The organism is Rhizobium sp. NLR16a, assembly GCF_017948245.1.
GTDB lineage: Bacteria > Pseudomonadota > Alphaproteobacteria > Rhizobiales > Rhizobiaceae > Rhizobium.
Genome location: NZ_CP072866.1, coordinates 356,313 through 375,840 on the forward strand (window position 1 = coordinate 356,313; position 19,528 = coordinate 375,840).

A 19,528-nucleotide genomic window follows, 5' to 3' on the forward strand; every position below is an offset into this window, starting at 1 on the left:
CAGAATGATCGATCGCCAACCCTTCGATCTCAAGACCTATGTGCGCGACATTGCGACGCGGCCATGCTTTATCTGCGGCTTGATCGAGAATGATCCGGCTTGTTTTCATCATCGTATTTTCGAAGACGATGAGACGATTATCTTCCTGAGCAAATATCAGACACTGCCCGGTTATTGCCTCGTCTGCCCGAGGGAACATCGCGAAGACCTGGCGAATGACATGTCGGGGGTGAATATCTTCGGCTGCAGGAGAAGGTGCATGTGTTGTCCCGCGCGCTGAAAAGGGTATTCGACGCCGAGCGGATTTATGTGCTTTCGCTCGGCAGCCAGCAAGCCAACAGCCACTTGCATTTTCATGTCGTTCTCTTGCCTTCAGGCGTGCCTCTTGAGGAGCAGCAATACCATGCGTTGATGGCGGAACATGGCGTTCTGCAGATGCCCGAAAATGAAATGGCGGAGCTGGCGCGGCGGATCGCTGAAGCATATCACGCAGAGGGGACTAATCGTTGTTAGACTTCACGTCGTTCGAGTGGCCCGAGGATGGTGATGCCTTCGTTGCGCGCCGCGTCCGCCATCTTTCGATCGGCTGTGGCCAGAGGCAGGCCATCCGCTTTCGCAAGGGCAACATAACTCGCGTCATATGCCGTGAGTGCATAGCGGTTTGCCAGATGAAGTATCAATCCGTCTCCTCCTGATCCGGCGTCCTCCAAGGACAGGCCCCGCAATTGCGTCATCAGCAGCACCGCTTCGCCGGATCGAAGCCGTCCACGTCGCTCCGCCATCAGAAACAGATTACGGGTTTCGAACCAGAACAAGGTCGGTACTAATCCAACCGTCGTGTTGAGATCGGACATAAGCCGGTCGGCAGCATCGTGCTGCTCATCAGGGAGAAACCACGCTGCGGCGATCGAGGCGTCAAGGACAAAGGTCATCAGTAACGTCGGCCTTCGTCACGCCACTCGCGGATTTCTTCCTGCGTCGTGAATTGACGGCTGGCACGTTGAGCTTTGATCTCGGCGATCAGTGCAGCGATATCGTTTTCGCGGCGAATGCGCGAAAGCCGAGCAACCGGCTTGTTGCCGCGGGAGATGATAACCTCTTCGCCGGCCTCGACCTTGGCGAGTAGTTCTGACAGATGGGTCTTTGCTTCAGCGACTTTGACTGTGACCGCCATGACGGCCTCCCCTGCTGTTGCGTTTATTGTCGAGCGGGCGCCACAGCGGCCTGCCGATATCTTGAGCGATGATAGGCTTCGAATTGCAACTTGGTCAACCGCAAACCAACCTGCCTCGACAGCCTCAGGCCCGGAGTGCGAGACGGCGGAGGCAGGCTTTGAAGCTACTGCGGCAGAGCGAATGCCGGCACCCGAACGCTCTTCTCGCGGAAGTGCCGCTCCACTTCATCAAGATCCGGGCAGGCCGGCGAATTCTCCAGCGCCAGCACCCAATTCTCCTGAACCGGCAGAGCCAGTGCCGCGGTGACCAGCACGGTAGTTCCTGGGTCGATTTCGCCGTGCAACTGCGGCAGCAGGGTCTTGGCGTGGATGAGGTTGGTGTTGGGTATAGGGCTCATCGCATGGCCGGCTCTCGGGCGAGTCGAGAGATCGACGATAGCGCTGATATCGGTCTGGCCGTACCAGACGGCACGGCCCTCTGCCTGTTCGGATCGGTCGGCGTTGAAATTGGCGCGCTCGGCCGGTGCGGATCGATGAGATCGTCTTCTACCTCCGGGCGGATTTCCCGCATGATTCCTGGTGGGAAAAGGCAAGCGTCACCTTCTCGAACGGCAGGAGCTTTTCATTCCCGCTGGTGAAATCGGGTGCTGCGCAGCGCTTTGCGATAGAGCCGTGCATCATCGAATGGATGGAACTGCACGGCCTTGTAAAGGCTGAGGACAGTTCGCCCTTCCCGGCGCTGACGCAGATCGAAATCTGGGGGACGGAGGTGGCTGCCGTCGTCGCTGTCGAAGACGAGGCCGGGCACCGCCTTCCTCTTACGCTATGAGCCGAGGGCCGGCTTGGGCCGCGCCGCGCTCGGCGGGCTGTCATGCAGTCTGTTCCAGGCGCGACGCAGCTGCCGGGCCGAGCCGAAGCCGGCGCGCATCGCCACGGCCTCCATATCCAGCCGTGAACCGGCGAGCATCTCGCGGGCGAGCGCCACGCGCATACGGTTGACGAAATCCGTGACGCTCATGCCGGTATATTCGTTGAACAGCCGCGAGAGGTTTCGCGGGCTGGCGCCGCTGAGGCGCGCGAGCGAGGCGACCGACCAGTCGCGGGAGGGATCGGCAGCGACTGCGTCCTGGGCGCGATGGATGGCCGGATGGATATGGTTGCGGCCTTCGAGCCAGGGCGAAAGCTGCGGATCCGAGCCGCCGCGCCTGAGATAGACGACGAGATAGCGCGCCACCGCAAGCGCGCAGGCATGTCCCGCCGCCTCGGCAACAATGTGCAGCATGAGGTCTATACCGGCGGTGATGCCGGCGCTCGTCAGGCGCTCTCCATCCTCGACATAGAGCCGGTTGTCCCGGATGCGCGCGGTGGGCGCAAGCCTCGCCAGGTCCTCCATGCAGCCGTGATGGGTGGTGCATTCGCGGCCGTCAAGCATTCCGGCCTCGGCGGCGAGCAAGGCGCCCGAGCAGATCGAGGCCAGCCGAACCCCTGGACGAATGGCCCGCTTCAGCCAGGCGACGATCGCGGCCTGGGCGGCGCGCTCCTCTTCGTCCCACGGACGGTTGTTCTCCATCGGCGCGTCGGCGCTGCCGGCGATGACGACAAGCGCCTGGTCGGGCAATCGCTCCGGCAAGGCGGCGACGCCGGTCACGGCAAGGCCGATCGAGCTGCCGACCGTTGCCGAGGGGCCAATATAGGTGACGCTGAAACGCACCGCCGTCTGTTCGAGGTTCGCCTTGCGCAGCACTTCGATCGGGCCAGCGACATCGAGCAGCAGCACGCGCGGCGGCACGACGACGTAGACGGGAATATCGAAGGGCTGCGCGGTACCAGTCATGCCGCGAGTTGCTCTTCGCGCCCCGCCAGCGCCTGTTCGACCGTGGCGATCCGGGCGAAGCGGCCCGACAGCACCAGTTCCGTGCGGCCCCGGATTTCCCCGGCGCTCCAGGTGCGCCCCGCCGCGTCGGTCATCGGGAAGGTCAGAGTCGCTTCGCCGACATAGTCGACCTGATAGCCGAGATCCGAGGCGTGGCGCGTCGTGGTCTCGCAGCACTGTTCGGTGCGGATGCCGGAGACGATGATGCGACGAACACCATTCTTGGTGAGCCACACGTCGAGCCCGGAACCGACGAGCGCACTATGGCGGCTCTTCCTGAAGGTTGCTTCGGGAGCGATCCTGAGCGGGGCGAGCGTTTTGACGAAGCCGGAGCTTTCCGAAAACGGCCCGCTTCCATCGACATGAAAGATCTGGATGGCAGGTATTCCGTGGGCTGCGGCGCCGTCGATCAGAGACTGCTGGCGTTCGATATAGGCGGGTGCGAGGGCTCCATCCCAATAATCGCGCTGCCGAAAAGACTCCTGGGCGTCTATGACGAGAAGAATGGTTTCATGGCCGGACATTTTCTGCTCCATGGCGGTTAATCATGAAGCCATATTCGACGACATGAAGACAGAGGAAAATGCACGCGCCGGACAAATAGCGGACAATTCGCGCCAATGCGGCCGAGGGCGGCCTCGCGCCGGGAACGGCGGGCGAGACACAACGCCATAGGCACGCTTCCGCCAGCCCCTCTGCCCGTGCTAAGGGGGACGGATGAGACTGCTTGTGGTGGAGGACAACAAGGAACTGGCGGCCTGGCTGGGCAAAGCCCTGCGGCAGGCGCAGTACACTATCGATATTGCCTATGACGGCGAGGACGCCGAGCATCTGCTCAAGGTGGCGGAATATTCAGCGATGATCCTCGATCTTGCGCTGCCCAAGCTTGACGGACTGACGCTTTTGAAGCGGCTGAGGCAATCGGGAAACAAGCTGCCGGTCATCATCCTGACCGCAAATGCGAGCCTGGACGGCCGTGTGGCAGGGCTCGACAGCGGCGCCGACGATTATCTCGCCAAGCCTTTCGAAATCGCCGAACTCGAGGCGAGAATCCGCGCGGTCGTCCGCCGCGGCCAGCACCGGGCGTCCTCGGAGATCACCGTCGGAAACCTGCGCTTTTCCGGCGGCACGCGGCAGTTTTTCGTCGCAGACGAACCGCTGCAACTGACGCCGCGGGAATATGCCGTTCTCGAACAGCTCGTCATGAAGCTCGGCACCACGGTCTCGAAAGCCGCCCTGTCGGAAAGCGTCTTCGGTTTCCATGATGAGGCCGATCCCAGCGCCATCGAAATTTACGTCCACAGGCTGCGCAAGAAGCTCGAAAACAGTTCGGTTCAGATTGCGACGCTGCGCGGGCTCGGCTATCTCCTCAGACATGTCCAATAGCGCCGTGACAAAGGCCGGCGGAACGATCGCGCGGCTCAGCCAGAGCCTGAGGGTGCAATTGCTCTGCTGGGTGCTGCTGACGCTCTTCGGTGCGATCGCCTTCAATCTCTACGACAGTTTCTGGTCGGCCGACGCGACGGCAAAGCTGGTGACGGATCGAACGCTTCTCGCCTCCGCCCGCGTCATCGCCGAGGCGGTACGCGTCGATGAGGGCGGCAATGTTCAGGTGGATGTGCCGCCGGCCGCGCTCGAGATGTTCGATACCGGCTTTGGCGACCGTGTATCCTATCAGGTCATCACCGCCTGGGGCAATCTGGTGAGCGGCTTTCCCGACCTGCCGCGGCCAGCCGTCCAGCGGGCGGGCGATGATCGCGCCTTCCACGGCGCCGATGTGCGTGTCATCATGCTCGACCATCCCGTCGTCGGTCTTCCCGATGACGGCACGATCTCGGTGACCGTCGCCGTGACCCACAACAGCCAGTACGCGATGCGACAGCAATTGTGGCTTTCGGATTTTTCGAAGCAGTTCGTGCTTGTCTTCGTCGCAAGCCTGGTGACCATCCTCGGGCTTCAGCGCGGCCTCGCGCCGGCGCTCAGGTTGCGGGACGCCGTGCGGCGGCGCGGACGCAACCGCCTCGATCCGCTGCCGCCGGAGATGGTCCAGAGCGAATTACGCCCGCTCGTCCATGCGCTCAACGATTACATGGAGCGCGTCCAGAACCAGATGGCCGCGCAGCGGCGGTTCGTATCGAATGCGGCGCATCAGTTGAGGACGCCGCTCGCGCTGATTTCGACGCAGGCGAGCGTGGCATCCCGGGAGGATGATGCGGCCCGCCGCGACGAGGCGCTTGCAGCGCTGCGCACCAGCACACGGCAGATTTCGCGCCTCGCCAGCCAGCTTCTCACCTTGTCGCGAGCCGAGCCCGGCAGCCGGCGCCCCCGCAGCGACGCGACCGATCTCAGCAAGGCTGCCCGCGAGATCCTGGAGGCCTATGCCGAAGAGGCACTCAAGCGCAACATCGATCTCGGCCTGGAGGCGGACCGCTCCGCCATCGTGGCGGGTGACGGGACGATGCTGCGCGAAATGCTGGTCAATCTCATCGACAATGCGATCCGCTATAGCAAAGCCGATGGGCGAGTGACCGTCGCCGTCGGGAAGGAGAACGGCCACGCCGTCGTCACCGTCTGGGATAATGGGCCGGGGATTCCCGAAGGGGAGCGCGAGCAGGTTTTTGAACGGTTCTATCGGATCATGGGAACCGAAAGCGAAGGGAGCGGTCTCGGGCTTGCGATCGTTCGGGAGGTCGTCGAAGGCGCCGGAGGTTCGGTTTCGCTGAGCGATGCGGAGGGCGGCGGTCTCGTCGTGACCGTGCGGCTTCCGCTCGCTTGAACCGGCGACGCTCCAAATTGACAAAGGCCGGGCATGGAGCCCGGCCTTCGCTTCGATCTGCCTTGGGAGGAGGCGGATTTATTACTGCGTGTCGAGGTGCTGCTGCGGACGCCATTTTGCCAGGCGGTTCTCGATCAGCGTCATGATGTATTCGGCAAAAAGCGTGACGACCATGACGAGGAGGATGGCCGCGAACATGCCGGCTGCATCGAACGTGCCCTTTGCAATCGAGATCAACTGACCGATGCCGAAACGGGCGCCGACGAATTCGCCGACGATCGCGCCGATGATCGCGAAGCCGAAGGAGACGTGCAGGCTGGCGAAGATCCAGCTCATCGCTGAGGGAATGACCACCGTGCGCGTCACCTGCCAGTCGGAAGCGCCGAGGATGCGGGCATTGGCAATCATGTTGCGGTCGGCTTCGCGCACGCCCTGGAAGGCGTTGGCGAAGACGACGAAGAACACCATGATGAAGGCGAGCGCCACCTTGGACGGCAGGCCGAGACCCATGATCATGATGAAGATCGGGGCGAGCACCACGCGGGGGATCGAGTTGATTGCCTTGATGTAGACGGAGAAAATGTCCGACAGGAAGCGGTTGCGACCGAGGCCGATGCCGACGAAGACGCCGGTGATCGAGCCCGCAAAGAAGCCGATCAGTGCCTCTTCCATCGTCACCCACAGATTATACCAGAGCGATCCTTCGGTGGTGCCTTCGGTCGCCCATTCGTAAAGCCGCTCAACGACGCCGCTCGGGCTGGAATAGAAGAATGGGTCGATCCAGTTCATGTTGGAGGAAAGCTCCCACATGCCGATCACGAAGACCAGGATGGCGATCTGCCAGAAGCGCACCAGCGTGTTGCGCCGGCGTATCGCCTTCAGCGCGGAGGCTTCGATCTCGGCATCCGACGTGCCCGGGCGAAACAGAGTGGCCGAACCGGCCTCGAATGTGACGTGTGCCATGATATCCTCCGTCAGGCCGCTTCGCTTGCGCGGCGGTAGCTGGTCTCGACCTCTTCGCGCAGGTCTTCCCAGATCGTCTTGCAGTAGTCGATGAAGCTCTGCTCATAGCGGATTTCCGATACGACGCGGGGGCGGGGAAGGTCGATCGGATAGACCGATTTCACCGTGGCCGGGCCGGCGGTCAGCACATAGACCTTGTCGGCAAGCGCCACGGCCTCTTCGAGATCGTGGGTGACGAACACCACAGACGCCTTGCGCTCGGCCCAGAGCTTCAGCAACTCTTCGTGCATGACCGTGCGGGTCTGCACGTCGAGCGCCGAGAAGGGCTCGTCCATCAGCAGGATTTCAGGTTCGTTGATAAAGGTCTGCGCCAGCGAGACACGCTTGCGCATGCCGCCGGAAAGCTGATGGGGATAATGGTTCAGAAACTTCGACAGGCCGACGCGGGCCAGCCAGTCGCGGGCGCTCTGTTCCGCCTTGGCGCGCGACTTGCCGCGAAACAGCGGGCCGGCCATGACATTGTCGATCACGTTCTTCCACGGGAAGAGCGCGTCGGTCTGGAACGCAAAACCGACACGCGGGTCGATGCCGGTGATCGGCCCGCCCATCAGGCGGACTTCGCCGGCACTCGGGCGTGCGAGGCCCGTCACGAGGTTGAGTGTCGTCGACTTGCCGCAGCCGGTGGGGCCGACGACGGCGACGAACTCGCCGCGGGCGACCGTCATGTTGAAATCGCGCAGCGCAGTGAGCGACTTGCCGGTCGGAGAGACGAAGCGCCGGCTGACATTGATCAACTCGATCGCCGGGGTCTGATTGTTGTCCTGTTGCATGGTGATACCTGAGGCGTGCTTAGGGGCGCGCACGCGATGCCCGTGATCGAACGGACGCCGCTTCCGCTCGGGAGCTGGAAGCGGCGCGGCGGCCTCACTTGACGTTCTTGACGAACTCGGTCGTGTAGGTCTTGGCAAGGTCGATCTGCTTGCCCTTGACGTTCTTGGAGAACTCCGAGAGCACGGCAAGCACGGTCTGCGGACCGTCTTCCGGCATCACGCCGTCAGGCGTGAACATGCCCTTGCCCTCGTCGAGAGCCTTGACGTAGCCGTCCTTGTCGCCGACGTAGAAATCCTTCGGCATCTTGTCGGCGATCTCGGCGGCGGAATGCGTATTGATGTACTTCAGCGTTTTGACGAAGGCGCTGGCAAGTTTCTGTGCCTCGTCCTTATGTTCCTCGACCCACGAAGTTTCCATGTAGAGCGAGGCAGCCGGGTAGGTTCCGCCGAGTGCCTTGCGGGTCGCTTCGACCGTGCGCATGTCGACGAGAACGCTCGCTTCGCCTGTCTTGATCAGGCGCGAGATCGTCGGCTCCGTCGTCATGCCGGCCTGGATCTGATCCTGCTGCATGGCGGCGATGAAGGTGCCGCCGGCGCCGACCGGAATGGTGACGACGTCGCCGGGCTTCAGGCCCGCCTTGGAGGCCATGAAGAGGGTGAGGAAGTTGGTGGAGGAGCCGAGACCGGTGACGCCGAGGCTCTTGCCCTTGAAGTCGGCGGGCGACTTGATGTCGGGGTGCTTGCTCGAAACCATCTCGACCTCGCCAGGCGCCTGGCTGAACTGAACGATGGATTCGACGAACTTGCCCTTGGCCTGCAGGTCCACACAGTGGTCGTAGAAGCCGACGACACCCTGCACGGCGCCTGCCAGAAGCTGGTTTTCGGCATCGACGCCAGCCGCTTCGTTCAGCAGCTCGACGTCGAGACCTTCGTCCTTGAAGTAGCCCAGGGATTCAGCGAGCTTGGCCGGCAAATAGATCTGCTTTTCATAGCCGCCGACCATGATGGTGATCTTGTCGGCCGCGTGGGCGGCGCCTGACGTGAACGAGGCTGCGGCGAGAAGCGCGGAAAAAGCGACGGTGTGAAAAAGGCTGCGTGAAGAACGCATTGATATCTCCTCCTGATGGTTTACCCGCATCGTCGTCTCGTCACCTTGACCCGTGTCTCCTCCACGATGCTGCCCTTTCCTAAGACGCCGAAGCTTTCAACTAGCTTTCAGCCGCAGACAGGTTAACAGCCCGTCCATCCATCGCGCCGATATGAGCTGCGCACGTCCCTTACCATAACGCGGCTGCGCAATCGGCCATTTGCTCGCGGCAGCCGGGATAGCGGTTGGTCTGGTGATGTCTGCTGCAGCGCTCTGCGTTAGCCTCAGCTCGTAAAACTTCGCAGATCCTTCAGCAGGTTGCGATACCTGGCCTGGCTGCCGACCAGATGCTCACGCATGGCGTTGCGGGCCGCCTGATCGTCCCTGTCGGAGATCGCCACGATGATCGCTTCATGTTCCCGGTGAATGAGCTTGCGGTAGGCGGTCTGTTCGGCCGCCCTTGTTTCCGGAACGACCCTCGATTGCGGGATGATCGCCGAGCCTTGAGACTCCAGGAAGTGCTTGAACAGCGGATTGTTCGTCGCCTCGGCGATCGCGACATGGAGTTCCAGATCCGCCTCGCGGATGGACTGATCGGTCTCGATGCAGTGGAGGATTTTCCGATGGCATTCGAAGATCGCTTCCTCCTGCGCCGGCGAGCGGCGCAGCGCGGCGAGCCCCGCCGCCTCGATTTCGACAGGTGTGCGGATCTCCAGCACTTCCAGATCGGAGGCGACGCGGGCCTTGTCGACTTTCCGGCCCGACAGCGCCGCGTCGGGGCTGATCACGAAGATGCCCGCGCCCTGGCGCACCTCGACCAGCCCGTCGGAGCGAAGGGCTGCCACGGCTTCGCGCACCACGGTCCGGCTGACGCTGTGCGTCTCGGTCAGTTCATGCTCGCTCGGAAGCTTGTCGCCGGCGGCGTACTGGCCGCTGAGGATCGCTTGCCGCAGGCTTTCGCCAACCTGTGAGACCAGAGACCCCGAGCCCCTGCTGCGATCCTTCCCCTGCATAGCCACGCCTCGATCCCCGCATCGGCTTCGATCCCGCCGGCCAGGGCCGCGACATCCCGAAATTACGATTCATCACACATGTATGACAAATCTTGTGATCTTTCAATGGACGCACAATTGTGGGTGCTTGCCGATTTTGGCGGTAGGGTGCCCCGTTGCATATGATCTGAGTTATTCGCTATGATTGCGATGGTCGATAAGAGAGCTGCGATGGGAACCAGAATCCCGGCTGAACAGGTTTCGCTTCCGCCTGTGCAGGAAAGCGCCGCAGTTTGACTCTTGAAGCACTGGTTGATGTGGACGAGGGCAAGACTGTCGATCACGGGTTGATGCAAGCATGGGCTGATAGCCTCGATGATGATCGGCCTCTTCCCTGGCCTCGCAAGGAAGTTTAGGCCAGCGCCTTATAGCCGCTTTGTCGACTCCCCACGCACGAATCTCGGCGTCAGGATGAAATCCTGCGGCGGCTCGGCGGCGGCCTCGGGGCTTGCGATCCTGGCCAACAGGCGCTGTGCAGCCAGTTCCCCGAGCTTCTGCGCATCCTGCACGACCATGGTGATGCGCGGCGTGATGACGTTGCTCCAGGGCACGTCGTCGACCATTGCCAGCGATACGTCGTCGGGACAGCGAAAGCCCATCTCCTGCATCACTTGCAAGGTTGCCAGCCCCATCATGTTGTTGGCGCCGATGATCGCGGTCGGGCGATCGCGGCGGGTGAGCAGGCGCATCGCCTGCGTGTGGCCGCCGCTCCTGGTATAGCCGCCCTCGACCACCAGTGAAGGATCGACGTCGACGCCGGCGCCCGCCATCGTATCCATGAAGCCCTTCAGGCGTTCGTCGGCGGTGTGCAGGCCGCTCGGGCCGGAGATGAAGGCAATGCGCCGGTGGCCGAGCTGCAGCAGGTGCTCGGTCAGGATCGTCGTCGTCAGCGGATTGTCGGAGCCGACGAAATCGCGTTCGGCGCCCTCCACCTTCTGGTCGAACATGACGATCGGCGTCTTGAACTCGCGCAGGAAGCTTGCGTATTCCTCGCCGCGCCCGTTTGCCGCCAAAGCGATGCCGGCGATCTTCTGCGCCTGCAGCCGCTCCAAGAGCGCCCGTTCGAGATCGGCCCTGCCGGAGGAGTCGGCGATCAGCACGAAATAGCCGTGGTCGAGCGCCTGGTGCTCGATCTCGCGGCGGATGTCGCCGAAGAACATGTTGCCGAGATTGGCCGACACGAAGCCGATCAGCGAACTGCGCCCGCGCGCCAGCGTCTGGGCCACCGGATCGATGCGGTAGCCGGTCGATTGTATCGCCTGCCGGATGCGGTCGAGCGTCTCGGCGCCGACCCGCTTCGGGCTGTTGAGCGCGAGCGAGACGGTCGAGATCGAAACCCCCGCCAGGCGCGCGACATCTCGTATGGTCGTCATGGTTATCGAACCGGTTCTAAAGCTTTCTTTTGTCAGATTTTATCCGCCGTTGCAACAGAACTTGGCGAAATGCATACCTCTGAGCCAGATATTTCGGAGTTTGCGAATTGTGAATTTCGGCTTGACATGCGCTGGATCCAGGACGATGTTCAATCACCGAACCGGTTCGACATGAGGTGGGGCCGGAAAACAGGGAGGAGAAAACCTGTGACGAGTTCGGAGCGCCAGCCTGAAAATTCGGTGTCGGGAGCGGGTAAGCACGCCTGGTTCAGCCATGATCGTCTTGGCATGTTCATCCATTGGGGTCTCTATGCCCTCGGAGCGCGGCATGAGTGGCTGAAGAACCGAGAAGAGCTGACTGACCACCATTACCAGCGCTATTTCGATAATTTCGATCCCGATCTTTACGATCCGAAGGAATGGGCGCGCCGCGCGCGTCTTGCCGGCATGAAATATGTCGTGGTTACGACCAAGCATCATGAGGGCTTCTGCCTCTGGGACAGCAAGGTGACCGACTACAAGGCGCCGAACACGCCTTGCGGCAGGGACCTGCTGACGCCGCTGGTCGAGGCCTTCCGCGCCGAGGGACTGAAGATCGGCTTCTATTACTCGCTGCTCGACTGGCACCATCCCGATTTCCCGATCGACGTCCACCACCCCTTGCGCAATCATCCGGAAGTCGAGGCGCTGAATGCCGGCCGCAACATCGTCAATTACGCCGCCTATATGCGCGAACAGGTGCGCGAGCTTCTGACCGGCTTCGGCCGCATCGACATCATCTGGTTCGATTTCAGCTATCCCCGCCGTGAATATCGCGGCCTGCCCGGCAAGGGGCGCGCAGACTGGGAGAGCGAACGGCTGCTGGAGCTGGTGCGCGAGCTGCAACCCGAAATTATCGTCAACAACCGCCTCGATCTGCCGTCGGGCAAGCTGCCCGACATCACGACGCCGGAGCAATATACGCCGCGCGTGGCGCCGGCTCTTGCGAGTCAGGGCGTGCTCTGGGAAGCCTGCCACACCTTCAGCGGTTCCTGGGGCTATCATCGCGACGAGGACAGCTGGAAGAGCCCGGAACAGATCATCCAGCTGCTCATCGATTCCGTCGCGCTCGGCGGCAACCTGCTGATGAATGTCGGCCCGACCGGCCGCGGCACGTTCGATGCCCGCGCCATCGCCGCACTCGAGGTCTACCAGAACTGGATGGCGGTCAATGCCCGGTCGATCTACGGAGCCGGTCCGTCCCAATTTCCGGTGCCGGCCGGCTGCCGCTACACCCAGCGCGGCAACCGCCTCTACCTGCATGTCTACAACTGGCCTTACCGCCACATCCATATCGAAGGTCTCGCCGACAGGATCGCATATGCGCAATTCCTGCACGACGCCAGCGAGGTGCGCTGGCTCAGCCACACCAGGGATGTGGATTCCAATATCGGCGTGATGGTGCCGGAAGGCATGATCACGCTCGAACTGCCGGTGCGGCGACCCGACGTTACCGTCCCGGTGATCGAGATCGTCCTCAAGGCGTAGTCGATCGCACTTGCGTGTTCATTGCGTCATGGAGGAGGAGAAACCCATGAAGGTTCTGAAAAAAACGCTTTTGCTTGCCGCAATTAGCGGCAGCCTCTTTGCCACAGCCGCCTCGGCCGAGCAGATCAACCTGACCTGGCAGATGTGGACCGGCTCCGATGCCGATACCAAAGGCTGGCAGCACCTGGCCGACATGGTGAACGCCAAATATCCCGATATCAAGGTGACGCTGACGACGACGGGCTGGGTCGACTACTGGACGCGGCTGCCGGTGCTGGCGGCGTCGGGGCAGCTCGCCGACATCGTGTCCATGCAGTCGCTGCGCATGCCGAATTTCTATTCGCTGCTCGAGCCGCTGAACGACCGAATCGCGGCCGACAAATTCGACGTCGGGGCCTTCACCCCCTCGATCATCGGCGGCATGTCCGTCGACAAGCAGCTCTACGGCCTGCCCTATGACGTCGGTCCGTGGGTCATCTACTATAACCAGGACGCGCTCCAAGCCGCCGGTATTCATTTACCGAAGCCGGGCTGGACGCTTGCCGAGTTTACCGATGCCGCCAAGAAGCTGACGAAGGACGGAAAGTACGGCTTCGGCATCACCCCGCAGAACTATTCGGTCCTGGCCTCGGCCTGGGGCGATAGATACGTCAACGATGCCGGTGAGCTCGACCTCACCAATCGGAGCGCCATTGCCGCTGCCGAGAGGGTGATCGGCTTTGCCGCCAAGGACAAGGTCGCGCCGCTGGTGCCGTCGAGTGCCGATGCCGGCACGGTCATCCAGGGCCGCTTCTATTCTGGCAATGTCGCCATGTATATCGACGGTCCGTGGTCAATCATCGGCATGAAGGACAAGGTCAAGTTCAAGGTTGGTTCCACCACCCTGCCGCGCGCAGACGGAGAGCTTACGGCCGTCACTGCGGGCTCCGGTTTTGGCATTGCCAGGACGAGCAAGAACAAGGACGCGGCCTGGAAGGCGATCCAGGTGCTGACCAGCCCTGAGGCGCTGCAGTACCTCGCCGAACAGGGCCGGGCGCTGCCGGCGCGTACGGCCTCGCAATCCTCCTGGTACAAGGTGGCGGCCAAGGACATCACCAATGGCGGCGAGGCGCTCGATTATTCGCTAGCGCATTCGGTGCCCTATGCGATCACGAACAACTGGGCGGCCGTGGAAAATCTCTTCAACCAGTATTTCCCGCCCGCCTTCGGCGGTAGCGCCGACGCCAAGCAGACGATGGAGTCCATCCAGAGCCTCGCGCAGCAATAGAGCGTGCCGTGCTAGAGCGCGGCGGCGGGAGCTGCCGCGCATGGAGGAAGAGATGTCGGAAAGCGCCGTTGCCGAAATTGCCCTGCAGCCCGGTCATCCCAGGCACTTCTTGAAACTCGAGACGCAGACGGCCATGCTGTTCCTGCTGCCGAGTTTCCTCGGCTTCATGATCTTCATGGCCCTGCCGATCGCCGCGTCGCTGGCGCTCTCCTTCACCAACTGGCAGCTGATCTCGACGCCATCCTTCGTCGGCTTGCAGAATTACATCAAGCTCTTCACCGTCGATCCAGCCCTCTACACCATATTGCGCAATACGCTGTTCTTCGCCGTCGAGTATCTGGCTGTGAATATCATCGTTTCGCTGACGCTCGCGGTCTGGATATCGAGCCTGAAGCGCGGCAAGGCGATCTTTCGGGTGATCTTCTTTCTGCCGACCTTTACTCCGACGATCGCAGCCTCTGTGGTGTGGCTGCTGATCTTCACGCCGGACGGGCTCGCCGACAGCGTCATCCGTTCGCTCGGCCTCGGCCTGCCGAACTTCCTGCTGAGTTCGAGCTGGGCCATGCAGGCGGTCGTGCTCGTCACGCTATGGGCCAATGTCGGCTACAACGTCGTGATGTTCAACGCCGCGCTCGACCTGGTGCCGAAGCATTATCTCGAAGCGGCGATGATCGACGGCGCCGGTCCCTGGCGGCGCTTCTGGCGCATCCGCCTGCCGCTGATCTCGCCGACGGTCTTCTTCGCCACGGTCATGACGGCCATCACCTCGCTGCAGGTCTTTGACGAGATCTTTGCGATGACGCGTGGCGGCCCGGGCTCGGCGACGGCCACCCTCGGCTTCGCCATCTACCAGAAGGGCTTCACCAATTTCCAGATGGGTTACGCCTCGGCGCTCGCCTGGGTGATGTTCGTCATGATCATGGCGCTCACCATCCTGCAGTTCCACATGCAGCGCAAATGGGTGCATTATGACGACTGACCCGGCCTCGCGGTATCCGCATTCCCAGTCCCGGAACCGGCATCGCATCCTGCGGCGGATCGGCAGCTTCGTCAGCTACGCAGGACTGTCGCTGATCGCGCTGCTCTTTCTCTTTCCCTTCTTCTGGATGGTGTCGAATGCAGTGCGTTCCAACACCGAAGTGCTGGCCGTGCCGGTCCGTATCCTGCCCGAGGAATATCAGTGGGGTAATTTCATCGAGGCGCTGGTGTCGTTGCCCTTCGGCACCTTCCTGCTGAACTCCTTCGTCGTTGCCTGCGGCGTGACCGTGATCGTCATCGTGGTCTCCTGCCTGTCGGCCTACGCTTTCGCCCGCCTGAGGTTCCCCGGCCGTGAAGGGCTGCTGCTCACCTATCTCAGCACGCTGATGATCCCGCAGGTGATGCTGGTCATCCCGCTCTTCCTTCTGGTCAGCAAGCTCGGCTGGATCAACACCTATCACGGCATGATCCTGCCGGTCGCATTCTCCTCTTTCGGCACCTTCTTGCTGCGGCAGTTCATTCTCGGCATTCCCAAGGACCTCGATGAGGCGGCGATGATGGACGGGGCTTCGCGCCTGCGCATCCTGGTCAGGGTCATCGTTCCGCTCGCCATGCCGGCGATCGGCCTGCTGTCGCTCTTTACCTTCATCGCGCAGTGGAAGAGTTTCCTCTGGCCGCTGATCGCCACCAGTGGGCTCGAAAAGGCCACGTTGCCGCTCGGGCTCACCTTGTTCCAGACGCAGCAGGGCACCGCCTGGAACTACATTATGGCGGGCGCCACCATCTCCATGGTGCCTGGGGTAATCCTCGCCATCGTGCTGCAGAGAGTAATCTACAAGGGCATCAGCGTCGGCTCCGGATTCGGCGGAAGATAACGTCAATGAAACAAAGACTTGAGGCATCAGTTCCGAATTTGCCGCAGCGCCTCTCAAGTCCACGTGACCGGAGCCGAAGAAGGGGCTGCCGCCACGGCATCAAGTCCCCCGCCGATACTTCCAGCTCCGGCGCGAAAAGTAAAATTTAACCAAAATTTGAAATAACGCGCTTCTATCCGAATTGCGCAGGGGAATTTATGAAAACGGCCACGCTTGTATCCATCGCCTTGGCGATGTCGGTCTCTGTTGCCAATGCTCAGACGATCGGCGTTTCGATGTCCGATCTCGACAAATTCAGGACAGCGCTTCTCAATGGCGTCGTCACGCACGGGCAGATGGTCTCCGGCCTCAAGCTGGTTACCGAGAACGCCAAGGGCGACAACGAGCTGCAGAAGAAGCAGGTCCAGAAGCTCATCGCCGACAAGGTCGACGCCATCATCCTGGCGGTTTCGGATGGCGATCTCGGGCCGCAGATGACCAAGATGGCGGCGGATGCGGGCATTCCGCTTGTTTACATCAACAACGTTCCTTCCAACCTGCTCGATCTTCCTGAAAATCAGGTCGTGGTCGCCTCCAACGAAAAGGAATCGGGGACGCTGGAGACGAAGCAGGTTTGCGCGCTGCTCAAGGGTAAGGGCCGCGTCGTCGTATTGATGGGCGAGCCTTTCCACGCGGCCGCCCGCGCCCGCACCCAGGATATATCGGATGTCATCGCCACGCCGGAATGCAAGGGCCTGGAGATCGTCGAGCGGCAGGCCGCCTACTGGTCGCGCGATTATGCCGACCAGCAGATGCAGGAGTGGCTTGCGGCCGGCGTCAAGTTCGACGCCGTTATCGCCAACAATGACGAGATGGCGCTCGGCGCGATCCGCGCCATGAAGAAGGCCGGCATGCCGATGAAAGATGTCGTCGTCGCCGGCGTCGACGCGACCGACGATGCGCTTGCCGCAATGGTGGCCGGCGATCTCGACGTCACCATTCTCCAGAGCGCCGTCGGGCAGGGCGCGGCCGCAGTCGACGCTGCCGTGAAGCTCGTCAACAAGGAGAAGGTGTCGCGCGAAAACAACGTTCCCTTTGAACTCGTGACGTCTGAGAACCTTTCCAAATACCTGCCGAAGAGCCAGTGAGCATAAGAGGCCTATAATGTTGCATTTCTGGAATAAATTCGGCATTCGCGCGCAGATCACGGCGGGCTTCGTGCCTTTGATCCTGCTGATGAGCCTGCTCACGGTCAGCGCGATCTCCGGCATGAACGGGCTTGCCGCCATCTTCGCCTCCTATCGCGCCACGGCAGGCCAGAGCCTCGCCATCTCGGATTACAGCGACCAGCTGCACGAGATCCAGTTGTCGGCCGAAGCCTTCCGCTCGACGCCGACGCAGGCCGTCGTCGATGGTTTCCGCGCCGGCGTGAAGGCCTTCGAGGCGGATGACCCGCGTTTTGCCGGCAACAAGGAGCTGCAGTCCGGCCTTGCGATGATCCGCCAGGATATCGCTGCCTACGAAAAGGCCTTCGAACAGATTGTCACCCTTCAGGCCCGGCGCGACCTGCTGATCTCCAAGGTCACCGAATTCGGCCCCTGGACCAGCATCGCGCTCAACGACGTCATGCGCAGCGCCTGGCGCCAGACCGACGTTGCCCTGCTGCACATGACAGCGGAAACGCTGGAGGCCCTGAACCGCAGTCTCTATTTCTCCGAGCGCTTCGTTCACTCCGATGACTTCGCCGCCTATGACACGGCGCAGGCAGCACTTGCCCAGGCAGTGGCGTTGAACGACGCCGCTGCCAAGGCTGCCAAGAACGAGCTGCAGAAGAAACGCCTGATGGGCGCCGGCCAGCTCATGCAGAATTACACCGCGCGCCTCGGCGACATGAAGGAGGTGCTGCAGGCCTCCGGCAATATCCGCCAGACGCAGCTCAACGTTTTGGCGCCGAAGATCGCAGGCGAATTCAAGGATCTGCAGGCGACGGTGACCGGCGCGCAGAAGAACCTTGATGGCTCGGTCGAAGCAACGGTTGCCTCGGCGACCAGCACGACGCTCGTCATCAGCGGCCTGCTGATCGTCATCGGCCTCGTGCTCTCCTATTTCGTCGGCCGGCTGATTTCCTCGGCTGTCCGGGGCATGGCGCAATCCATGGAACAGCTCGCCCGCGGCGACGACGTTATCGTCATCACAGGCGACGAGCACCGCCATGAACTGGGCGCCATGGCGCGTTCGCTGAAGGTGTTCCAGGAAACGGGTCGCGCCAAGCTGATCGCCGAGGCCAATGCCGAGCGCGCCCGCCTGGCGGCCGAAGAAGAGCGGCTGCGCCAGGAGGCCGAGCGGCTTTCCGACGCGCAGGTGATGGAACATGCCTTCCGACAGATTTCGCTTGGTCTCGACGCGCTCTCGAAAGGCGACCTATCCGTCCGCGTCGGCGAAGTGGACGCCCGCTACGTCAGAATCCGCGATCACTTCAACAATTCGGTCGCAAGCCTCGAGGAGGCGGTCGATTCCGTCATCAGCGCGGTTACGACGATCCGCTCCGGCCTTGCGGAAATCTCCACCGCCTCGAACGATCTTGCCCGCCGCACCGAGCAGCAGGCTGCGTCGCTGGAAGAAACCGTCGCGGCGCTTGGCGACGTGACGCGGGGCGTCAACGGGACGGCCGAGGGTGCAAGCCGCGCCCAGGCTGTCGTGGCGACGGCCCGCACCAATGCGGAAAAGGGCGGCGAGATCGTCTCCCGCGCCATCGCCGCAATGACGGAAATCCAGAATTCGTCGTCGAAGATCGGCAACATCATCAGCGTCATCGATGAGATCGCCTTCCAGACCAACCTGCTTGCACTGAATGCCGGTGTCGAAGCGGCTCGAGCCGGTGAAGCCGGCAAGGGCTTTGCCGTCGTCGCCCAGGAAGTCCGCGAGCTTGCCCAGCGCTCGGCCAATGCGGCAAGGGAGATCAAGGAACTGATCTCCACCTCCTCGGCGCAGGTCAAGACGGGTGTCGAGCTGGTCGGCGAATCCGGCGTCTCCTTGGAGCAGATCGTCGAGCAGGTCTCTTCGATGAATGAGACCGTTGCTGAAATCGCGGTTGCCGCCCGCGAGCAGGCGACGAGTCTGCGCGAAGTCTCGGCCGCCGGCGACCAGATGGACAAGGTGACACAGCAGAACGCCGCGATGGTCGAACAGACCACGGCCGCCGCCCAGAGCCTGACCCAGGAAACCGAAAGCCTCGCCGAACTGCTGCGCCGCTTCAAGACCGGCAGCGGCAGGGGGTCGGAGCAGCGATACTACGCATTGGCGTCCTGATGTCCTGCTGATGCAAACATCCAACCGCTCCCGCCGGCAAGCCGGCGGGAGCCGCGTCTACCTTCCTTCACGGGCCCGAATTCCTGGCTCTTTCGGCTAAGCCACGCAGATGCCTGGCACCGCAACCTTCTGAAAGAGGTGCGGCGAGGCGATCGCCGAGGAGGGATAGGCCGAAATCTTGGCCCGGAACTCGGGATGGGTGAAGGCCTCGCGGAAATGTTCGTTCGATTCCCAGACGGCGTAATTGAGATAGGTCGGGTTCTCGCCCAATGCGCGATGCAGCTGGGTGGAGATGAAGCCCGGCTGCTTCTTCATGAAGGTTGCGTCGTCCTGCCAGTTTTCGAGGAATGCCTTTTCATCGGCCTTGTCGAGCGTGAACAGGTTGACGAGTACGACCGGGAACGCATCGATGCCGATTTGGCGCTCGATCGGGAAGGCAGGGTCCATCGGGCGAATGCGTGACAT

At 62.1% G+C, this 19,528-nt stretch carries 18 protein-coding genes and 4 pseudogenes; 11 read left to right on the forward strand and 11 right to left on the reverse strand.

Annotation, left to right across the window (positions count from 1 at the left end; all coding sequences use genetic code 11):
• Nucleotides 1-4 precede the first annotated feature (4 nt).
• Nucleotides 5-513: pseudogene (locus J7U39_RS21410) on the forward strand (HIT family protein).
• Here the strand turns inward: J7U39_RS21410 and J7U39_RS21415 are convergent.
• The 3 genes and pseudogenes from J7U39_RS21415 to J7U39_RS21425 form a co-directional block, all read right to left on the reverse strand.
• Nucleotides 510-932, reverse strand: coding sequence for a type II toxin-antitoxin system VapC family toxin (locus J7U39_RS21415; protein ID WP_210631793.1), 423 nt, complete (start codon nucleotides 930-932; stop codon nucleotides 510-512). The pseudogene J7U39_RS21410 and the gene J7U39_RS21415 overlap by 4 nt on opposite strands.
• Nucleotides 932-1,174 (reverse strand): type II toxin-antitoxin system prevent-host-death family antitoxin, encoded by a 243-nt coding sequence (locus J7U39_RS21420; RefSeq protein WP_210631794.1) that lies wholly within the window; start codon nucleotides 1,172-1,174, stop codon nucleotides 932-934. The genes J7U39_RS21415 and J7U39_RS21420 overlap by 1 nt, the downstream gene beginning before the upstream one ends.
• 164 nt (nucleotides 1,175-1,338) lie before the next feature.
• Nucleotides 1,339-1,692 (reverse strand): annotated as a pseudogene (locus tag J7U39_RS21425) (hypothetical protein); the annotation flags it as partial.
• Here J7U39_RS21425 and J7U39_RS21430 point away from each other — a divergent pair.
• Nucleotides 1,692-2,003 (forward strand): annotated as a pseudogene (locus J7U39_RS21430) (carbohydrate-binding protein); the annotation flags it as partial. The pseudogenes J7U39_RS21425 and J7U39_RS21430 overlap by 1 nt on opposite strands.
• Here the strand turns inward: J7U39_RS21430 and J7U39_RS21435 are convergent.
• Both J7U39_RS21435 and J7U39_RS21440 read right to left on the reverse strand, forming a co-directional pair.
• Nucleotides 1,998-3,008 carry a helix-turn-helix domain-containing protein gene (locus tag J7U39_RS21435; RefSeq protein WP_210631795.1) on the reverse strand — a complete coding sequence of 337 codons (1,011 nt, stop codon included), beginning with the start codon at nucleotides 3,006-3,008 and terminating at the stop codon, nucleotides 1,998-2,000. The pseudogene J7U39_RS21430 and the gene J7U39_RS21435 sit on opposite strands and share 6 nt — an antisense overlap.
• Complete coding sequence (locus J7U39_RS21440) at nucleotides 3,005-3,583, reverse strand: isochorismatase family protein (RefSeq protein WP_210631796.1); 579 nt, start codon at nucleotides 3,581-3,583, stop codon at nucleotides 3,005-3,007. Before J7U39_RS21440 ends, J7U39_RS21435 begins: the two co-directional genes overlap by 4 nt.
• Nucleotides 3,584-3,764: 181 nt before the next feature.
• Between J7U39_RS21440 and J7U39_RS21445 the strand changes: the two genes are divergently transcribed.
• Both J7U39_RS21445 and J7U39_RS21450 read left to right on the forward strand, forming a co-directional pair.
• Complete coding sequence (locus tag J7U39_RS21445; RefSeq protein ID WP_210631797.1) at nucleotides 3,765-4,433, forward strand: response regulator; 669 nt, start codon at nucleotides 3,765-3,767, stop codon at nucleotides 4,431-4,433.
• Nucleotides 4,423-5,823, forward strand: coding sequence for a sensor histidine kinase (locus tag J7U39_RS21450; RefSeq protein WP_210631798.1), 1,401 nt, complete (start codon nucleotides 4,423-4,425; stop codon nucleotides 5,821-5,823). Before J7U39_RS21445 ends, J7U39_RS21450 begins: the two co-directional genes overlap by 11 nt.
• Before the next feature lie 81 nt (nucleotides 5,824-5,904).
• Here the strand turns inward: J7U39_RS21450 and J7U39_RS21455 are convergent, their stop codons facing one another.
• From J7U39_RS21455 to J7U39_RS21470, 4 genes are all read right to left on the reverse strand, one after another.
• Entirely contained in the window at nucleotides 5,905-6,786 is an 882-nt protein-coding gene (locus J7U39_RS21455; RefSeq protein WP_210631799.1) for an ABC transporter permease, read from the reverse strand.
• Between the two features lie 11 nt (nucleotides 6,787-6,797).
• Nucleotides 6,798-7,616: an ABC transporter ATP-binding protein gene (locus J7U39_RS21460; protein WP_210631800.1), complete on the reverse strand. Its 819-nt coding sequence runs from the start codon at nucleotides 7,614-7,616 to the stop codon at nucleotides 6,798-6,800.
• Nucleotides 7,617-7,710: 94 nt separating this feature from the next.
• Complete coding sequence (locus tag J7U39_RS21465) at nucleotides 7,711-8,724, reverse strand: ABC transporter substrate-binding protein (RefSeq protein ID WP_210631801.1); 1,014 nt, start codon at nucleotides 8,722-8,724, stop codon at nucleotides 7,711-7,713.
• Nucleotides 8,725-8,987: 263 nt separating this feature from the next.
• Nucleotides 8,988-9,716 (reverse strand): FadR/GntR family transcriptional regulator, encoded by a 729-nt coding sequence (locus tag J7U39_RS21470; RefSeq protein WP_210632199.1) that lies wholly within the window; start codon nucleotides 9,714-9,716, stop codon nucleotides 8,988-8,990.
• 260 nt (nucleotides 9,717-9,976) lie between these two features.
• Here J7U39_RS21470 and J7U39_RS31870 point away from each other — a divergent pair.
• Nucleotides 9,977-10,111, forward strand: a pseudogene (locus J7U39_RS31870) (CopG family transcriptional regulator); the annotation flags it as partial.
• A gap of 9 nt (nucleotides 10,112-10,120) precedes the next feature.
• On the opposite strand, the gene J7U39_RS21475 reads toward J7U39_RS31870, so the two are convergent.
• Nucleotides 10,121-11,128 carry a LacI family DNA-binding transcriptional regulator gene (locus tag J7U39_RS21475; RefSeq protein ID WP_210631802.1) on the reverse strand — a complete coding sequence of 336 codons (1,008 nt, stop codon included), beginning with the start codon at nucleotides 11,126-11,128 and terminating at the stop codon, nucleotides 10,121-10,123.
• 207 nt (nucleotides 11,129-11,335) lie between these two features.
• Here J7U39_RS21475 and J7U39_RS21480 point away from each other — a divergent pair, with 207 nt between their 5' ends.
• The 6 genes from J7U39_RS21480 to J7U39_RS21505 all read left to right on the forward strand — a co-directional run bounded on the left by J7U39_RS21480 (nucleotide 11,336) and on the right by J7U39_RS21505 (nucleotide 19,063).
• Nucleotides 11,336-12,655 carry an alpha-L-fucosidase gene (locus tag J7U39_RS21480; protein WP_210631803.1) on the forward strand — a complete coding sequence of 440 codons (1,320 nt, stop codon included), beginning with the start codon at nucleotides 11,336-11,338 and terminating at the stop codon, nucleotides 12,653-12,655.
• A gap of 46 nt (nucleotides 12,656-12,701) precedes the next feature.
• Nucleotides 12,702-13,922 (forward strand): sugar ABC transporter substrate-binding protein, encoded by a 1,221-nt coding sequence (locus J7U39_RS21485; RefSeq protein ID WP_210631804.1) that lies wholly within the window; start codon nucleotides 12,702-12,704, stop codon nucleotides 13,920-13,922.
• A 52-nt stretch (nucleotides 13,923-13,974) separates the two neighbouring features.
• Entirely contained in the window at nucleotides 13,975-14,901 is a 927-nt protein-coding gene (locus J7U39_RS21490) for a sugar ABC transporter permease (RefSeq protein WP_210631805.1), read from the forward strand.
• Nucleotides 14,891-15,775 (forward strand): carbohydrate ABC transporter permease, encoded by an 885-nt coding sequence (locus J7U39_RS21495; protein ID WP_210631806.1) that lies wholly within the window; start codon nucleotides 14,891-14,893, stop codon nucleotides 15,773-15,775. Before J7U39_RS21490 ends, J7U39_RS21495 begins: the two co-directional genes overlap by 11 nt.
• Nucleotides 15,776-15,972: 197 nt before the next feature.
• Nucleotides 15,973-16,902 carry a substrate-binding domain-containing protein gene (locus J7U39_RS21500; protein ID WP_210631807.1) on the forward strand — a complete coding sequence of 310 codons (930 nt, stop codon included), beginning with the start codon at nucleotides 15,973-15,975 and terminating at the stop codon, nucleotides 16,900-16,902.
• Nucleotides 16,903-16,918: 16 nt separating this feature from the next.
• Nucleotides 16,919-19,063, forward strand: coding sequence for a methyl-accepting chemotaxis protein (locus J7U39_RS21505; RefSeq protein WP_210631808.1), 2,145 nt, complete (start codon nucleotides 16,919-16,921; stop codon nucleotides 19,061-19,063).
• Between the two features lie 96 nt (nucleotides 19,064-19,159).
• Here J7U39_RS21505 and J7U39_RS21510 read toward each other — a convergent pair whose 3' ends face one another.
• Nucleotides 19,160-19,528, reverse strand: a complete 369-nt coding sequence (locus J7U39_RS21510; protein WP_210631809.1) for an antibiotic biosynthesis monooxygenase family protein — start codon at nucleotides 19,526-19,528, stop codon at nucleotides 19,160-19,162.